This window comes from Coprococcus sp. AM100_B19A, assembly GCF_027662015.1.
GTDB classification, from domain to species: domain Bacteria; phylum Bacillota; class Clostridia; order Lachnospirales; family Lachnospiraceae; genus Allocoprococcus; species Allocoprococcus comes.
Genome location: NZ_JAQDKN010000016.1, coordinates 26720 through 42382 on the forward strand (window position 1 = coordinate 26720; position 15663 = coordinate 42382).

General features: G+C 43.3%; 15 protein-coding genes and 1 riboswitch. Of the genes, 10 read left to right on the top strand and 5 right to left on the bottom strand.

What is annotated here, in order from left to right:
* The first annotated feature begins 11 nt into the window (after positions 1–11).
* The 4 genes from PGQ33_RS13745 to metG all read left to right on the top strand — a co-directional run bounded on the left by PGQ33_RS13745 (position 12) and on the right by metG (position 5067).
* Positions 12–1214, top strand: a complete 1203-nt coding sequence (locus PGQ33_RS13745; RefSeq protein WP_117824573.1) for an L-aspartate oxidase — start codon at positions 12–14, stop codon at positions 1212–1214.
* A 35-nt stretch (positions 1215–1249) separates the two neighbouring features.
* Positions 1250–2101 (top strand): carboxylating nicotinate-nucleotide diphosphorylase, encoded by an 852-nt coding sequence (gene nadC / locus PGQ33_RS13750; protein WP_022220419.1) that lies wholly within the window; start codon positions 1250–1252, stop codon positions 2099–2101.
* Between the two features lie 110 nt (positions 2102–2211).
* Complete coding sequence (locus tag PGQ33_RS13755; RefSeq protein ID WP_055248154.1) at positions 2212–2727, top strand: transcription repressor NadR; 516 nt, start codon at positions 2212–2214, stop codon at positions 2725–2727.
* A 435-nt stretch (positions 2728–3162) separates the two neighbouring features.
* On the top strand, positions 3163–5067 hold the full coding sequence (metG, locus tag PGQ33_RS13760) for a methionine--tRNA ligase (RefSeq protein ID WP_117558753.1): 1905 nt from the start codon (positions 3163–3165) through the stop codon (positions 5065–5067).
* 64 nt (positions 5068–5131) lie between these two features.
* Here metG and PGQ33_RS13765 read toward each other — a convergent pair whose 3' ends face one another.
* The 4 genes from PGQ33_RS13765 to PGQ33_RS13780 all read right to left on the bottom strand — a co-directional run bounded on the left by PGQ33_RS13765 (position 5132) and on the right by PGQ33_RS13780 (position 8571).
* Positions 5132–5368 (bottom strand): hypothetical protein, encoded by a 237-nt coding sequence (locus PGQ33_RS13765; RefSeq protein ID WP_117558755.1) that lies wholly within the window; start codon positions 5366–5368, stop codon positions 5132–5134.
* A gap of 172 nt (positions 5369–5540) precedes the next feature.
* A complete protein-coding gene (gene thiC, locus PGQ33_RS13770; protein ID WP_117824574.1) occupies positions 5541–6851 on the bottom strand; it encodes a phosphomethylpyrimidine synthase ThiC in 1311 nt (436 codons plus the stop codon).
* A 349-nt stretch (positions 6852–7200) separates the two neighbouring features.
* Positions 7201–7707, bottom strand: a complete 507-nt coding sequence (gene thiW / locus PGQ33_RS13775; RefSeq protein ID WP_008374099.1) for an energy coupling factor transporter S component ThiW — start codon at positions 7705–7707, stop codon at positions 7201–7203.
* Positions 7708–7847: 140 nt separating this feature from the next.
* A riboswitch (TPP riboswitch) is annotated at positions 7848–7956 on the bottom strand.
* Positions 7957–8280: 324 nt separating this feature from the next.
* Positions 8281–8571 (bottom strand): hypothetical protein, encoded by a 291-nt coding sequence (locus PGQ33_RS13780; protein WP_022220418.1) that lies wholly within the window; start codon positions 8569–8571, stop codon positions 8281–8283.
* Positions 8572–8777: 206 nt separating this feature from the next.
* Here PGQ33_RS13780 and PGQ33_RS13785 point away from each other — a divergent pair, with 206 nt between their 5' ends.
* The 6 genes from PGQ33_RS13785 to PGQ33_RS13810 all read left to right on the top strand — a co-directional run bounded on the left by PGQ33_RS13785 (position 8778) and on the right by PGQ33_RS13810 (position 13986).
* Positions 8778–9539, top strand: coding sequence for a TatD family hydrolase (locus PGQ33_RS13785; protein WP_270205913.1), 762 nt, complete (start codon positions 8778–8780; stop codon positions 9537–9539).
* 33 nt (positions 9540–9572) lie between these two features.
* Positions 9573–10457 (top strand): 16S rRNA (adenine(1518)-N(6)/adenine(1519)-N(6))-dimethyltransferase RsmA, encoded by an 885-nt coding sequence (gene rsmA, locus PGQ33_RS13790; protein ID WP_270205914.1) that lies wholly within the window; start codon positions 9573–9575, stop codon positions 10455–10457.
* Positions 10447–11130: a TIGR00266 family protein gene (locus PGQ33_RS13795; protein ID WP_270205915.1), complete on the top strand. Its 684-nt coding sequence runs from the start codon at positions 10447–10449 to the stop codon at positions 11128–11130. Before rsmA ends, PGQ33_RS13795 begins: the two co-directional genes overlap by 11 nt.
* 110 nt (positions 11131–11240) lie before the next feature.
* Positions 11241–12629, top strand: a complete 1389-nt coding sequence (locus tag PGQ33_RS13800; RefSeq protein ID WP_270205916.1) for a citrate/2-methylcitrate synthase — start codon at positions 11241–11243, stop codon at positions 12627–12629.
* Positions 12630–12781: 152 nt separating this feature from the next.
* A complete protein-coding gene (locus tag PGQ33_RS13805) occupies positions 12782–13039 on the top strand; it encodes an HPr family phosphocarrier protein (RefSeq protein ID WP_022220417.1) in 258 nt (85 codons plus the stop codon).
* A gap of 47 nt (positions 13040–13086) precedes the next feature.
* Positions 13087–13986: a LysR family transcriptional regulator gene (locus tag PGQ33_RS13810; protein WP_008374087.1), complete on the top strand. Its 900-nt coding sequence runs from the start codon at positions 13087–13089 to the stop codon at positions 13984–13986.
* Positions 13987–14002: 16 nt separating this feature from the next.
* Here the strand turns inward: PGQ33_RS13810 and PGQ33_RS13815 are convergent, their stop codons facing one another.
* A complete protein-coding gene (locus PGQ33_RS13815; RefSeq protein WP_270205917.1) occupies positions 14003–15091 on the bottom strand; it encodes a DUF3810 domain-containing protein in 1089 nt (362 codons plus the stop codon).
* Positions 15092–15663: the final 572 nt, after the last annotated feature.

The following is a 15663-nucleotide window of genomic DNA, read 5'->3' on the forward strand; positions in this document are numbered from 1 at the left end:
GAGGGATAAAGTTGGAGATTAAGACAGATGTAGTGATCGTTGGAACGGGAGTTGGTGGAGCATTTTCAGCACTGAATCTTCCGGAGGATAAACAGATCCTTATGATTACCAAGTCAGATCTGGAAAGCAGTGATTCATTTCTGGCACAGGGTGGAATCTGTGTACTTCGGGATGATGAGGATTATGAGGGATATTTTGAAGATACAATGCGCGCAGGTCATTACGAGAACAGGAAAGAATCGGTGGATATTATGATCCGCAGCTCGCAGGAAATTATTCATGATCTGATTGAATATGGTGTGGATTTCGCTAAAAAAGACGGAAATCTTGCATTTACAAGAGAAGGTGCGCATTCCAGACCAAGGATTCTTTTCCATGAAGATATTACAGGGAAAGAGATTACGAGTAAACTGCTCATGCATGTAAAGAAACGAAAAAATGTACAAATACACGAATATACAACTATGACAGACATAATTGTTAAAAATGGAAAATGCGCAGGTATTTTAGCGAAGACGGCAGACGGTGAAGAGATGAAGATCTATGCACAGGATACGATTTTTGCAAGCGGTGGAATCGGAGGAAGATACCAGCATTCTACAAACTTTCCACATCTGACAGGAGATGCGCTTGATATTTCCAGGAAGCATGGAATCCGTCTGGAGCATCTGGATTATGTCCAGATCCACCCGACAACTTTGTATTCTTCAAAACCAGGGCGAAGATTTCTGATTTCAGAATCTGTCCGTGGAGAAGGCGCAGTTCTTTATAATAAAGACGGAGAACGTTTTGTAAATGAGCTTCTTCCGAGAGATGTGGTGACAAAAGCAATCCGGGAACAAATGGAAAAAGACGGAACGGATCATGTATGGCTTTCCATGGAAAATATTGATAAGAATACGATCCTGGAGCATTTCCCAAATATCTGTGAGCGGTGCCGGGAAGAAGGCTATGACGTGACAAAAGAGTGGATCCCGGTTGTTCCTGCACAACACTATTTCATGGGAGGCATCTGGGTAGACAGCGACAGCAGAACTTCGATGGAGCATCTGTATGCGGTTGGAGAGACCAGCTGCAATGGCGTCCATGGGGCGAACCGTCTGGCAAGTAATTCTCTGCTTGAGAGCCTGGTGTTTGCAAAACGTGCGGCACATAAGATTTCCGGAGTGGAAAATGCAGTAAATCCTGTACTGTTCTGTAAAGAGGCAATATAAAAGAAAAAGATCTGTTTAGAATGAGGAAAAAAGAAATGAATAAGATTACGATGACATTGAATGTAGACCATCTGATAAAAGAAGCACTGCAGGAGGACATTTCCAGTGAGGACGTGACCACCAATGCGGTGATGAAAGAAGCGGTGACCGGAGAGGTGCAGCTGATCTGCAAACAGGATGGAGTAGTTGCCGGGCTGGATGTATTTCACAGAGTATTTGAAATTCTGGATGAAAATGTGAAGACAGATTTCTATTGTAAAGACGGTGACGAAGTGAAAAAAGGAGAATTGATGGGGATTATTACAGGCGATATCCGTGCGCTGCTCTCAGGGGAACGGGTGGCACTGAATTATCTGCAGAGAATGAGTGGAATTGCGACTTATACACATTCGGTTGCAATGCTTCTGGAAGGAACGAAGACGAAGCTTCTGGACACCAGAAAGACAACGCCGAATATGCGTATTTTTGAAAAATATGCGGTCCGTGTCGGTGGAGGATATAATCATAGATATAATCTTTCCGACGGAGTGCTTTTAAAAGACAATCATATCGGAGCGGCAGGAAGTGTGGCAAAGGCGGTGGAAATGGCAAAGGAATACGCACCGTTTGTCCGCAAAATTGAGGTAGAAGTTGAGAATCTGGATATGGTGCGTGAGGCTGTTGATGCGGGAGCAGATATTATTATGCTGGATAATATGTCGCCGGAGGATATGAAGGAGGCAATCCGGATTATTGACGGACGTGCAGAGACAGAATGTTCCGGAAATGTAACAAAAGAAAATATTGACCGTCTGACGTCTCTTGGAGTAGACTATATATCAAGTGGGGCACTTACCCATTCAGCTCCTGTCCTTGACATTTCGCTGAAGAATCTGCATGCTATTTAAGCCGGTCTGGATTCAGTAAGAGTGAAGACAGGATTTGGCAGACAGAAGAGGAAAGTCTGTAATACGTCAGGCACAGAGCAGAATTGCAGAAAAAGGAGAGTTATATCGGGATGACAGGTTCCAGACGAAGAGAAGAGATTGTCAGCAAAATAAAGAGCAGTGAGGTTCCGGTACCCGGGAAAGAACTGGCGAAGGTATATGATGTAAGCCGTCAGGTCATTGTACAGGACATTGCGCTGATCCGTGCAGCCGGATATGATATCATTTCAACCAACCGGGGATATATTCTGAATGCACCGCATACGGTAACGAGAGTGTTCAAAGTCAGTCATACGGATGAACAGATGGAGGATGAGCTTTGTTCGATCGTAGATCTGGGTGGCAAGGTGGTAAATGTAATGATCAATCACCGGATTTATGGGCATATGGAAGCACCTCTTGATGTGGCATCGCGGAGAAATGTCAAAGAATTCATGGAAGGGATCCACAGTGGAAAGTCCAGTCCGCTTAAGAATATCACTTCCAACTATCATTATCACACAGTTGAAGCGGATTCGGAAGAGACACTGGATCTGATCGAGCAGGTATTGAAGGAAAAAGACTATCTGGTGTCAAATACGCCTTGACAAGTTTCTGATATCTGTGATACGATTTTTCTGATATAGGAAAAGCGATGATGAAGAGAGTAGGTCTTTTGAATGTTTACAGAGAAGTCCCGCAGAGGCTGAGAGGGATGGCTGGAGAAGGACTGAAGATGGCTTCTGAGCAGCGCAGGTGAACATAAGGAAGCAGCGAATCAGTTTCTTGTGCAAGCATGCGATGGGTTCCGCCCGTTACAGCGGCGAGTGCAGATATAGACTGCCAAAAGCAGCAGACTGTACCCGGTGAGATTCTTCCTGTGAGGGAAGGATGAAGAGAAGTGGTAACACGGTAATAATCCCGTCTTCTATATTTTATAGAAGGCGGTTTTTTATTTAACAGGAAGTTTCTGTTAAATAAAAGGCACTACGTGCCGGAGATGTGCACTATTTTTAATTTATAGAAAAAGGAGATAAAGAATCATGGCAGACAAACCAAAATATTATATTACAACTGCAATTGCCTATACATCAGGTAAGCCACATATCGGTAACACATACGAGATCGTGCTGGCAGACGCAATTGCACGTTATAAGAGAAGTCAGGGATATGATGTATTTTTCCAGACAGGAACTGACGAGCATGGACAGAAAATTGAATTAAAAGCAGAAGAAGCAGGTGTTACACCAAAGGAATTTGTAGATAACGTATCCGGGGAGATTAAGAGAATCTGGGATCTGATGAACACTTCTTATGATAAATTTATCCGTACAACGGATGATTATCATGAGAAAGAAGTACAGAAGATATTCAAGAAACTGTATGACCAGGGAGATATTTACAAAGGACACTACGAAGGAATGTACTGTACTCCATGTGAATCCTTCTTCACAGAATCCCAGCTTGTAGATGGAAAATGTCCGGACTGCGGACGCCCGGTACAGCCTGCAAAAGAAGAAGCATACTTCTTCAAGATGAGCAAATATGCAGACAGACTGATTGAATATATCAATACACATCCGGAATTTATCCAGCCGGTAGCACGTAAGAATGAGATGATGAACAACTTCCTTCTTCCGGGACTTCAGGATCTTTGTGTATCCAGAACTTCTTTTAAATGGGGAATTCCGGTAGACTTTGATCCGAAGCACGTAGTCTATGTATGGCTTGATGCACTTACAAACTATATCACTGGTATCGGATATCACTGTGATGGTGAAAGCGATGAAATGTTCAATAAGAACTGGCCGGCAGACCTTCATCTGATCGGAAAAGATATCATCCGTTTCCATACGATTTACTGGCCGATCTTCCTGATGGCACTTGGACTTCCGCTTCCGAAGCAGGTATTTGGACATCCGTGGCTTCTTCAGGGCGATGGAAAGATGAGTAAATCAAAAGGAAATGTACTCTATGCAGATGAACTCGTAGATTTCTTTGGCGTAGATGCGGTCCGTTACTTCGTGCTGCATGAAATGCCGTTTGAAAATGATGGCGTAATCTCCTGGGAGCTGATGGTAGAAAGACTGAATTCCGATCTTGCCAATACACTTGGAAACCTTGTAAATCGTACCATTTCTATGACAAACAAATATTTTGGCGGTACTGTTACTGATAAAGGTGTGGCAGAAGAAGTAGATGCAGATCTGAAAGCTGTGACAGAAAATACACCAAAGGCAGTAGAAGCAAAAATGAACGAGCTGCGTGTGGCAGATGCAATCACAGAAATCTTCAATCTGTTCAAACGCTGCAACAAATATATCGATGAGACCATGCCGTGGGCACTGGCAAAAGAAGAAGACAAGAAGGATCGTCTGGAAACAGTTCTGTGGAATCTGATCCAAAGCATTTCCGAAGGTGCAAAACTGCTTGAATCTTTCATGCCGGAAACAGCTGAAAAGATCCTGGCACAGCTTGGTGGCGGACATGTGGTAGAAAAACCGGAAATCCTGTTCCAGAGACTCGACCTGGAAGAAGTCATGAAAAAAGTAGAAGAGCTTCATCCAAAGGTTAAAGAAGAAAAGGAAGAGGAAGAAGAAGGAATCGACATCGAAGCAAAACCGGAGATCACTTTTGAAGATTTTGAAAAGATGCAGTTCCAGGTAGGCGAGATCATTTCCTGCGAAGCAGTCAAGAAATCCAAGAAGCTTCTCTGCTCACAGGTTAAGATCGGAAGTCAGGTAAAACAGATCGTTTCCGGAATCAAAGCACACTATACACCGGAAGAAATGGTAGGTAAGAAGGTTATGGTTCTTGTGAACCTGAAACCTGCAAAACTCGCCGGAGTGCTTTCAGAAGGTATGCTGCTCTGCGCAGAAGATGCAGATGGTAATCTTGCGCTGATGACACCGGAGAAGAAGATGCCGGCAGGAGCAGAGATCTGTTAATTAAATGATTGGATAAATAAAAACGAGGAGAAGAATCCAGGATCTGGAAACTTCTCCTCAATTTTTAATGTTGAGAATTGTCTGATTTTTTTTCATCTGTGATACTTTCTTCGCTGTTCAGCTTTGATTCTAAACCTGTATTCTTTTCTTTCAGTGTGGCAAGCTGGTGATTCAGCTCCAGATTTTGTGAGTACAGTTTTTTGTTCGACTGTTTGAGTGTATGTATTCTGCACATCGAAAAAATAAGGAGAATAGCAAGTACAATAAGAGTAACATCTTTCCACATTATTTTATTTTTCATAAACCTTTCCCTCCCGTTGTATCCTTTTTGCTGTGTAATCATTATACATCAAACCCGAAAATTTACCACTGGCAAAGTGCTATATTTTGTAGAACAAATAGAGCGAAAATTAGTGAAAAAGAAAAGAACCGGATAATTTCCGATTCTCTTTTTTTGCAAGCAATCTTTAAGTTTACAGAATATCAATATATTCTCCGGCAAGTGCTTTGTTCATACTTCTTACAGCACAGAATTTTCCGCACATACTGCAGGTATCGCTGTGGTCATCTTCTGGTTTACGACTGTCACGGATTGCCTTTGCTGTTTCAGGATCGAGAGCGCAGGCGTACTGTGCATCCCAGTCAAGAACACGGCGTGCATCTGCCATCTTGTCATCGATATCACGTGCATGCGGGATACCTTTTGCAATATCAGCGGCATGGGCTGCAATCTTAGAAGCAATGATTCCCTGTTTGGTATCTTCTACGTTTGGAAGAGCAAGGTGTTCTGCCGGTGTAACGTAGCAAAGGAAAGCAGCTCCGCTCATAGCGGCAACAGCTCCACCGATGGCAGCTGTGATATGGTCATATCCAGGAGCGATATCAGTAACAAGAGGTCCAAGTACATAGAACGGTGCGCCCATGCAGATACTCTGCTGTACTTTCATGTTGGCAGCAACCTGATCCAGCGGCACATGTCCAGGTCCTTCTACCATAACCTGTACATTATGATCCCATGCACGTTTGGTCAGTTCTCCGAGGCGGACAAGTTCTTCAATCTGGCATACATCTGTTGCATCAGCAAGACATCCCGGACGGCAGGCATCACCAAGAGAAATAGTTACATCATATTCTTCGCAGATGTCGAGAATTTCATCGTAATGCTCATAGAATGGGTTCTCTTCTCCGGTCATGCACATCCATGCAAAGACAAGACTTCCGCCACGGCTTACAATGTTCATTTTACGTTTATGTTTTTTGATCTGTTCGATGGTTTTTCTTGTGATTCCACAGTGAAGTGTGACGAAGTCCACGCCATCCTCAGCATGAAGACGGACAACATCAATAAAATCCTGTGCAGTAAGAGTTGCCAGGTCTCTCTGATAATGAATAACACTGTCATAGACCGGTACAGTTCCGATCATAGCCGGGCACTCGTGTGTCAGCTTCTGACGGAATGGCTGGGTATTACCGTGGCTGGAAAGATCCATAATTGCTTCTGCACCGAGATTAACGGCACTCATAACTTTCTGCATTTCAATATCATAATCTTTGCAGTCGCGGGAAACGCCTAAGTTGACATTGATCTTGGTACGGAGCATACTTCCGACACCTTCCGGGTCAAGGCAGGTATGGTTCTTGTTGGCACAGATAGCAACCTTGCCTTCTGCGACAAGCTGCATCATCTTTTCAACAGGCATATGTTCCTTTTTTGCTACGGTTTCGATTTCCGGAGTCAGAATTCCTTTTCTGGCAGCGTCCATCTGGGTTGTGTAATTTCTCATGTTGTTTTGCCTCCGTTTCTTATTTGTCTGATACCAGGGTCAAAAGCACGTAGCAATCTGGTATCAAAGGGGTCAAAATATCTTTTGCCCCAACATCATTTGTATGTGAGTATCACAAAAATCTGGCGTCAGCAAAACACGGACAGCGTACACGAAAAAAACCAGACACAGCCTGATGGGTACACTTCCAGTTCGGAATGATAGAATTGCTAACGCCTTTGTCGGAAAATTTCCGGCAATGAACAGGATTTTATTTGAAAATCTCTGCCTTTTATAACGCGATACAAGGTGGTGTCCCCGGTGTAACGCGGTTTCATTTACAGCAGAGTGCTGTAAGAATGAATGATGATTATGCTTCTTTGATCTGTGACATAACGCCGCCTTTTTCCAGAACTGTGATCAGGATGAACGCAAGGATGCTTCCTGCGACAGTGGAAATAAGGAATGGAACGACATAAACGAAAAGTCCTGCCGGCGCAATTCCCATCAGATACAAAGCAACCGGATAAGCGGCAAGTGCGCCAAGGAATCCGGTTCCGATCGCTTCGGCAAGGCAGGTAAGACTTAAGATGTGGCATTTTTTGTAAACAAGACCACAGCATAAAGCACCGACCATGCTTCCAGGGAAAGCCATAAGGCTTCCGAGACCGAGCAGATTGCGGAGTAAACTTGCACAGAATGCAATGCCGACGCCCCATGCAGGACCAAGTGTTACGGCGGCAAGAATGTTGACCATATGCTGTACCGGAGCGCATTTGCTTCCGGCAACCGGTACACTGATAAAGCTTCCGACGATTGCAAGTGCGGTGAGAACACCGGCAAGTGCGAGTTTCTTTGTTGTATTATTTTGTTTCATAGTAGAGTTCTCCTTCCTTTTAAATAAAAAAGGAACTCCACACCTGAGTGGAGTTCCTGCTGTCCGTAATCACGGAACACGTTGTCAGCGTGTTCTGATCTGTCATGTAAAAAAATAAGAGATGCGGAGGCATCTCTATCAAATACATGGTATACATTCCCTCCGTTGGCATTATCCAAATCAGGTTACAGGTCGGGACAGATAAAATCCCCTCTCAGCCAGTTATCTCCAGCTCCCTGGTACATATGAACTTGTACAAGTAGAATTATAGCGCGGCAAGCCGGATTTGACAAGAGGAAATGAAAAAGTATCTCAGAAAAGACATTGTGCAGTTACTGTTCACTCCCGTGTCAATCACTTCGCTGATTGACACGGAGGATGCATGTTTTGGCTTGAATGCATCTCGCCCCATCGCCAAAGGCGATTTAAAATGGCGAGATGCGTTGCTGGTCGCACATCGTGTGAACAGTAACATTGTGCAGAATCAGAGTACATTTTTGTACAATAAAAGACGGACAGAAAGTTCTGCCCGTCCAGAATTTCATTACCGTCTTATGTAGAATACAGCAGAGATTAGCTGAGCTCTACCTTTAAAGCATCTTCCGGTTTGAATTCATTGTAAAGGTCATAGATGTTGTGACCAGTAGACTCGCTGAGGACACGACCTTCCAGAGAGTAGCAGCGGATGAAACGCTTTTTATCGATTGCTGACCAATGCTCTACATCCCAGCTCATGTATCCGTCTTCATCAGACTTCTTTTCTTTCAGGTATACATCAACCTGGCGTCCGTCTACCATAATGTCTACAAGTTTCTTTGTGTCGGCTTCCAGCTCGACATTGTTTACAGTGTCAAATACTTTCATTTTAAAATCCTCCTATAATATCTGATCAGAATCTTCAGAAATATATTCCCCATACATTTGCAGATGTGATCTATTTGCACTATCTATAGTATACATAGAAGAAACCGGATAAGCAAGTAAAAAAAGTGACTATTCAGCGGCTAAGAATGTGTGGTATACTTAGAACATCTTAGAGCAGTCAGTAAAAAGAAAGCGAGACGAAGGAAATGATATTTGATACACATGCACATTATGATGATGAACAGTTTGACGGGAACCGGGATGAGCTTTTAAAATCGATGCCGGATCTTGGAGTTGGAACGATCGTGGATGTAAGTGCGACTTATGAATCCTGTGAGAAGGTTTTGGCACTTGCCGGAAAGTATCCACATGTTTATGCTGCAATCGGTGTGCATCCGGATGAGGTTGGAGAACTTAACGAAGATAAGATCCAGCACATGAAAGAACTCTGCTGTAACAAAAAAGTGGTTGCAGTCGGAGAGATCGGTCTGGATTATTATTGGGATAATGAACCGCATGAGGTACAGCAGAAGTGGTTTATCCGCCAGCTGGAGCTCGCGGGAGAAGTAAAGAAACCAGTAATTATCCACAGCAGGGAAGCTGCCGCAGATACCATGTATATCATGAAAAATTATGCACAGGGGCTTGGCGGAGTTATTCACTGCTATTCCTATTCACGTGAAATGGCTGAAGAATATGTGAAGATGGGATTCTATATTGGAATCGGTGGAGTCGTCACATTTAAGAATGCAAAGAAATTAAAAGATGTCGCAGCTGCGATCCCGATCGAGAAGATCGTGCTGGAGACAGACTGCCCGTATATGGCACCGGAGCCGTACCGTGGCAAACGGAATCAGTCTTCTTATATCCGGTATGTGGCTGAGAAAATTGCAGAGTTAAAAGCGATGAGTCAGGAAGAAGTGATCGCTGTGACAGAGAAAAATGCGAGAGATCTGTACGGCATCTAAGACGCAGGCAATGAATAATCAGGAGAATAACAGATGAAAACACCTACACTTGGAAATCCGCAGAATACCATTGAGATTCTGCAAAAATATAATTTTAATTTTCAGAAAAAATTTGGACAGAACTTTCTGATCGATGAGCATGTGCTGGATAAGATCATTCGTGCAGCCGAGATCACAAAGAATGATTACGTATTGGAGATCGGCCCTGGAATCGGGACGATGACACAGTACCTTGCCTGTGCGGCAAGAGAAGTAACTGCAGTTGAGATAGACCGTGCACTGATTCCAATTCTTGAAGACACGTTAAAAGAATATGACAACGTATCGATCATCAATGAAGATATCCTGAAGGTGGATATTGCAGCACTTGCAAAGGAGAAGAACGGAGGACGGCCGATCAAGGTGGTTGCGAATCTTCCATATTATATAACGACACCGATCATCATGGGCTTATTTGAAAGCCATGTGCCGCTTGAGAGTATTACGGTTATGGTACAGAAAGAAGTGGCTGACCGTATGCAGGTAGGACCGGGAACAAAGGATTATGGTGCACTTTCACTTGCTGTACAGTATTATGCAGAGCCGTATATTGTTGCAAATGTACCCCCGAACTGTTTCATGCCGCGTCCGGCAGTCGGCTCAGCAGTAATCCGCCTGACAAGACATCAGAAGCCTCCGGTAGAGGTTATGGATGAAAAGCTGATGTTCCGCCTTATACGGGCATCCTTTAATCAGAGGAGGAAGACTTTGGCAAATGGCCTTAAGAATTCAGGAGAGCTGAATCTTTCGAAGGAAGTCATTACTGCTGCGATAGAGAAACTCGGAAAAGGAAGCAGTGTCCGGGGAGAAGCACTGGATCTGGAAGAATTTGCCAGACTGACTAATATTATAAAGGAGGAAATGGAGCATGAAGTATGAAATCAAGGGTGATACCCTTCCGGTAGTGATCTGCCATCTGGAAGCTGGCGAGCGGATGATCACAGAGCGGGGATCCATGGCATGGATGTCTCCGAATATGAAGATGGAGACTTCGACAAATGGAGGACTTGGAAAAGCATTTGGAAGAATGTTCTCTGGAGAAGCGATGTTCCAGAATATCTATACCGCACAGGGCGGGAATGGACTGATCGCATTTGCATCCAGCTTTCCGGGTTCGATCAAGGCATTTGAAATCGGACCGGGGCAAGAATATATTTTTCAGAAAAAAGCATTCCTTGCTGGCGAACCTGGAGTAAATATATCTGTTCATTTTCACAAGAAAGTGGCTTCAGGACTATTTGGAGGAGAAGGATTTATCTTGCAGAAGGTATCCGGAAATGGAATTGTATTTGCAGAATTCGATGGACATGTGGTAGAATACGAATTACAACCTGGTCAGCAGATCGTGATTGATTCCGGTTATCTGGCAGCGATGAGTGTAACATGCCAGATGGATATCCAGACTGTGCCGGGACTTAAGAATATTGTCTTTGGCGGAGAAGGATTATTTAATACGGTTATTACAGGACCGGGACATGTATGGCTTCAGACAATGCCGATCAGCAGTGTGGCAGATTCATTGAGACCATATTTTCCAACAAGTAGTAAGTAGTTTACAAATAAGAAGAAGGGACGGGGGACGATGCTAAAAGTGCGTGTTTCCGTCCTTCATTCATACTTTCTGCAGTATTTGCAGAGCCTTTAACAGAAAGGAGTAGGTGTATGACAAATTCAGTGAACAGTGCGAAAGATCTGGATAGCATTCTGTTTGATATTTCGCCGAAAATCAAGGAACTTGCCGGATTATGTGAAGCGAATACCGGGATCGACAAAGAACTTTTTGTAAAGCATGATGTAAAAAGAGGTCTCCGTGACGTGAACGGAAAAGGAGTTCTTGCCGGACTTACCAATATTTCCGATGTATGTGCCAAAAAGATTGTAAACGGCGAAGAAGTTCCGTGTGCCGGTAATTTGTATTATCGAGGCTATAACATCAAGGATCTGGTTCGTGGATTCCTGGATGCGGATCATTTTGGATATGAAGAAATTGCATATCTGCTTCTTTTTGGTGAACTTCCGACGGTTGCACAGCTGGATGGGTTTCATGAGACACTGACGGAGAGAAGGACACTTCCGCCGAATTTTGTGCGCGATGTTATTATGAAGGCACCGAGCCATGATATGATGAACAATATTTCAAGGGCGATTCTGAATCTGTATTCTTACGATGAAAAAGCTGATGATACTTCAATCCCGAATGTTCTCAGACAGTGTCTGAACCTGATCAGTGAATTTCCGATGCTGATGGTCTACGGATATCATGCATACAATTATCGTCAGGGTCAGGATATGTACATCTATGCACCGGATCCGCAGAAGTCCACCGCGGAAAATATTCTGATGATGCTTCGTGAAGACCGACAGTATACGGAGCTGGAAGCAAGGATCCTGGATATGGCACTTGTGCTGCATATGGATCACGGTGGTGGAAACAACTCTACATTTACTACCCACGTTGTCACTTCGTCCGGAACAGACACCTATTCTACAATTTCTGCTGCAATGGCATCGTTAAAAGGTCCGAAGCACGGCGGTGCGAACATCAAAGTGACGCAGATGTTTGCTGATATGAAAGAAGAGGTCAAAGACTGGGAAGATGACGATGAGGTAAGAGCATATCTGGAAGGTCTGCTTGCAAGGGAGAGGTTTGATAAAAAAGGTCTGATCTATGGAATGGGTCATGCGATTTATTCAGTATCTGATCCACGTGCTGAGATTTTCAAGAAATTTGTGGCTCAGCTTGCACATGAAAAAGGATACGATAAAGAATACGCACTTTATGAGAAAGTGGAACATATGGCACCGGAAATCATTGCCGAAAAAAGAAAGATGTATAAAGGAGTAAATGCAAATGTCGATTTTTACAGCGGACTGGTTTACCATATGCTTGGAATTCCGGAGCAGCTTTATACGCCGATCTTTGCCGCAGCGCGAATTGTTGGATGGAGTGCACATCGTCTGGAAGAGCTGATCAATGTGGATAAGATTATTCGTCCGGCATATATGCCACTGGCAGAGTATCGAGAATATAGAAATTTAAATGACAGATAGTGTTGACAAACTGCTATGTAGTATGTAAAATAAAGAAACAACTGATATGTTCAAATGACATATCAGACATTTCAAAGAGACATTTCTCAAATTGTACGATATTGTGTAAACTAGACATCAGGAAAAAAAGACTTGCGGAGGGTTGACCTATTATGGTACAGAAGAATATACGTTTTATGACTACAGGACAATTGATGACTTTTTGTAATGTTTGCCAGAAGATGAATGCAGATATTACGGTAAAGGATGTGACAGGACGTTTCGAGATCGATGCCAAATCGATCGTGGGACTGATGACGATAAGAATGGGAGAGAAGATGCATCTTCTGATCGAAGGCGAAGAGGAACATCTGGCCGACAGTTATTTTGAAAAATTTGACTGTACACCGGTTACGATTCCGTTCAGTTAAAGGCGGCACTGGATATGCCGGAGATATACGGAACAAGGAGCAGGAAGATGGAAGTTACCTATGATTATTACCGTATTTTTTATTATGCGGCAAAGTATAAAAGTTTCTCACAGGCGGCGACAATCCTGATGAGTAATCAGCCGAATGTAACGAGGGCAATCCACAATCTGGAAAGTCAGCTTGGATGCAGATTATTTATCCGGTCTAACCGGGGAGCAGAGCTTACACCGGAGGGAGAACGGCTTTATTCACATGTTGCAATTGCATACGATCATCTGCATGCAGCAGAGCTAGAGCTTGAAAATGAAAAGAAGCTGGAACAGGGAACCGTAACGATCGGGGTAAGTGAGATTGCATTGCATTTGCTTCTGCTTCCGGTGCTGGGAGAGTTTAGAAGAAAGTATCCTAAAATCAGACTTCGCATTTCGAGTTATACAGCACCACAGGCGATACAGACGGTTCGAAACGGACTTTCAGATTTTGCGGTAGCATCTACACCGGCAGAGGTGAAAAAGCCTTTAAAGGCAATTCCGCTTCTTTCATTTAAAGAAATTCTGGTTGCGAATGCGGCGTACAAAGATATGTTTAAAGAACCGGTAAGTTTGAAAAAGCTGGTGGAGTATCCATTTATCTGCCTTGGGAAAAACACGTCAACTTATGATTTTTATACCAGATTTTTTCTGGAGCATGGAATTGCAATGACGGCAGATACCGAAGCAGCAACCATCGATCAGATTCTGCCGATGGTAAGACAGAATCTGGGAATCGGGTTTATTCCGGAACCGCTTGCACAGGAAGTGATCGAGCAAGGCATTGTCATTCAGGTTCCACTATTGGAAGAACCACCGGTAAGAGAAATCTGTTTTGTGGAAGATAAGAGCAGCCCTCACAGCATGGCGGCAAACGTATTGAAAGAAATGCTGTTTCAGGCTGGAGAGAAAGAGTAAACTTTATAAGAAAGAATTATTTTGACCGGAACCAGGTGATCATCAGATCAACCATCCGGTCATAACTTTTTATCCCGTCACTTTGGCCATTTGCTTTCAGATAGTGGTCATTGATCTGACCAGATACTTCGGCGACCTTGCTGTCATATCGCTTCCAGAAGCTGCTGTTAGCCGAAAGATCTGCCTTTACATTGTCAGAAAGCCTGTTGTAGATTTCCTTAAAGGTGTCGTAGTCGACTTCGTAAAGTTCATTGGTTGCGTAGATCCAGCCAAGAAGATAGCCGCTGTAGTTGAAGGCGGTATCGTCGGCATTTACACAGGCGAGAAAACCGATAAAATTTGCTTCTTCCTCCTGCATAAATCCACGCAGATGCGAAAGTTCGTGACAGATGGTAAATGGAAGATTGTAGGAAACCATTGCGGAGTTATAGTTTGCCTCAATGGTAAATGGTGAATAGATCCCGGAAAGATTCTGTACCGAGAGAAAAGCCGGAAATAAAAGACCTTTTGGCTGTGGATAGTATCCGGAAAGTTCAGGGTAGGTAGTACCGAGGGAGAACATAGCAGCCCGTGCACGATCCTGCAGATCCTTACCCATATCAGCAAGACCGTCAGAATCCCGGTCTAAAGAATCAGAAAGTGCATTTAACTGATCAGTCAGTTCGTTGCATAAAGAGGTCAGTTCAGCCAGAGTATACTGACCGGATTCCAGGTGATATTTTTCTGCAAATGAAGTATGTCCGTAGTTGATTCCGCAGAAAAAAGTATAAATGGTAAACAGACATCCGCAGAGAAGCAGGAGTGAGGAACCGTAGCCGAGCCAGGCCGGGGTCTTTTTTTTGGCATACATTTTGTAAATGGAGCTGACCAGCATCCGGATCAAGGAAAGAAACAGAAGAATGACAAAAATATACAATCCAATTTCAGAAACAGAAAATGGGAAGATTCCGAAAAAGCGTCCGATGGACGAAACGAAAAGCGGGTAAATGGTGGAAGAATACCAATCCGCGAATGCAGAGCTTTTGTGGCTGATGAAAAGAGCAAGGAAACTTATGGCAAATAAAAGAATTGAAAAAATCAGTTTATGTAAAGTAGGGCGTTTCATAATAAATCCTTTCCGGTAATTGAGGATAAAAAGTATGATGTACCAGAGAGACATTCGTGCAAGGTCGTAAAAGGTTTGAGTTCATTTGATGATGAATGGCCGTGACTAACGTTCTGTGCAGGTAGATATCCGGGCACACGGTACTGCATTTACAAATAAAATATGGGACGGAGGATAACCTTCGTCCCAGAATAATATTCTGTAAAAATCAAAGTGCGGCAATCGGGCATGCCCGATTGCGCTCACTTTATGAGGGGGGAGATAGTTGTTTCCCAACTATCCATTTATTACTATACGATGAAAATGTGTCAAAAGTGTTAAGAAATTATAAAATCTGATTAAAAATATAAAAATGATAGGTTTATAGAATATTAAAAAAATCCACAACGCAAGAACCTCTCCATAATGGAGAGGTTCTTGGTGTTTTTATTGTTATCTAAAAGGAATGAGAGTAAAGTGCAGCAATCAGAATTCTGACTGCTTCTACTTTATGAGGGGGAGATAGTTGCTTTATCAACTATCTGATTATTAGTATACAGATAATTTGTGACAGAAATATGTTCAAACTCTAA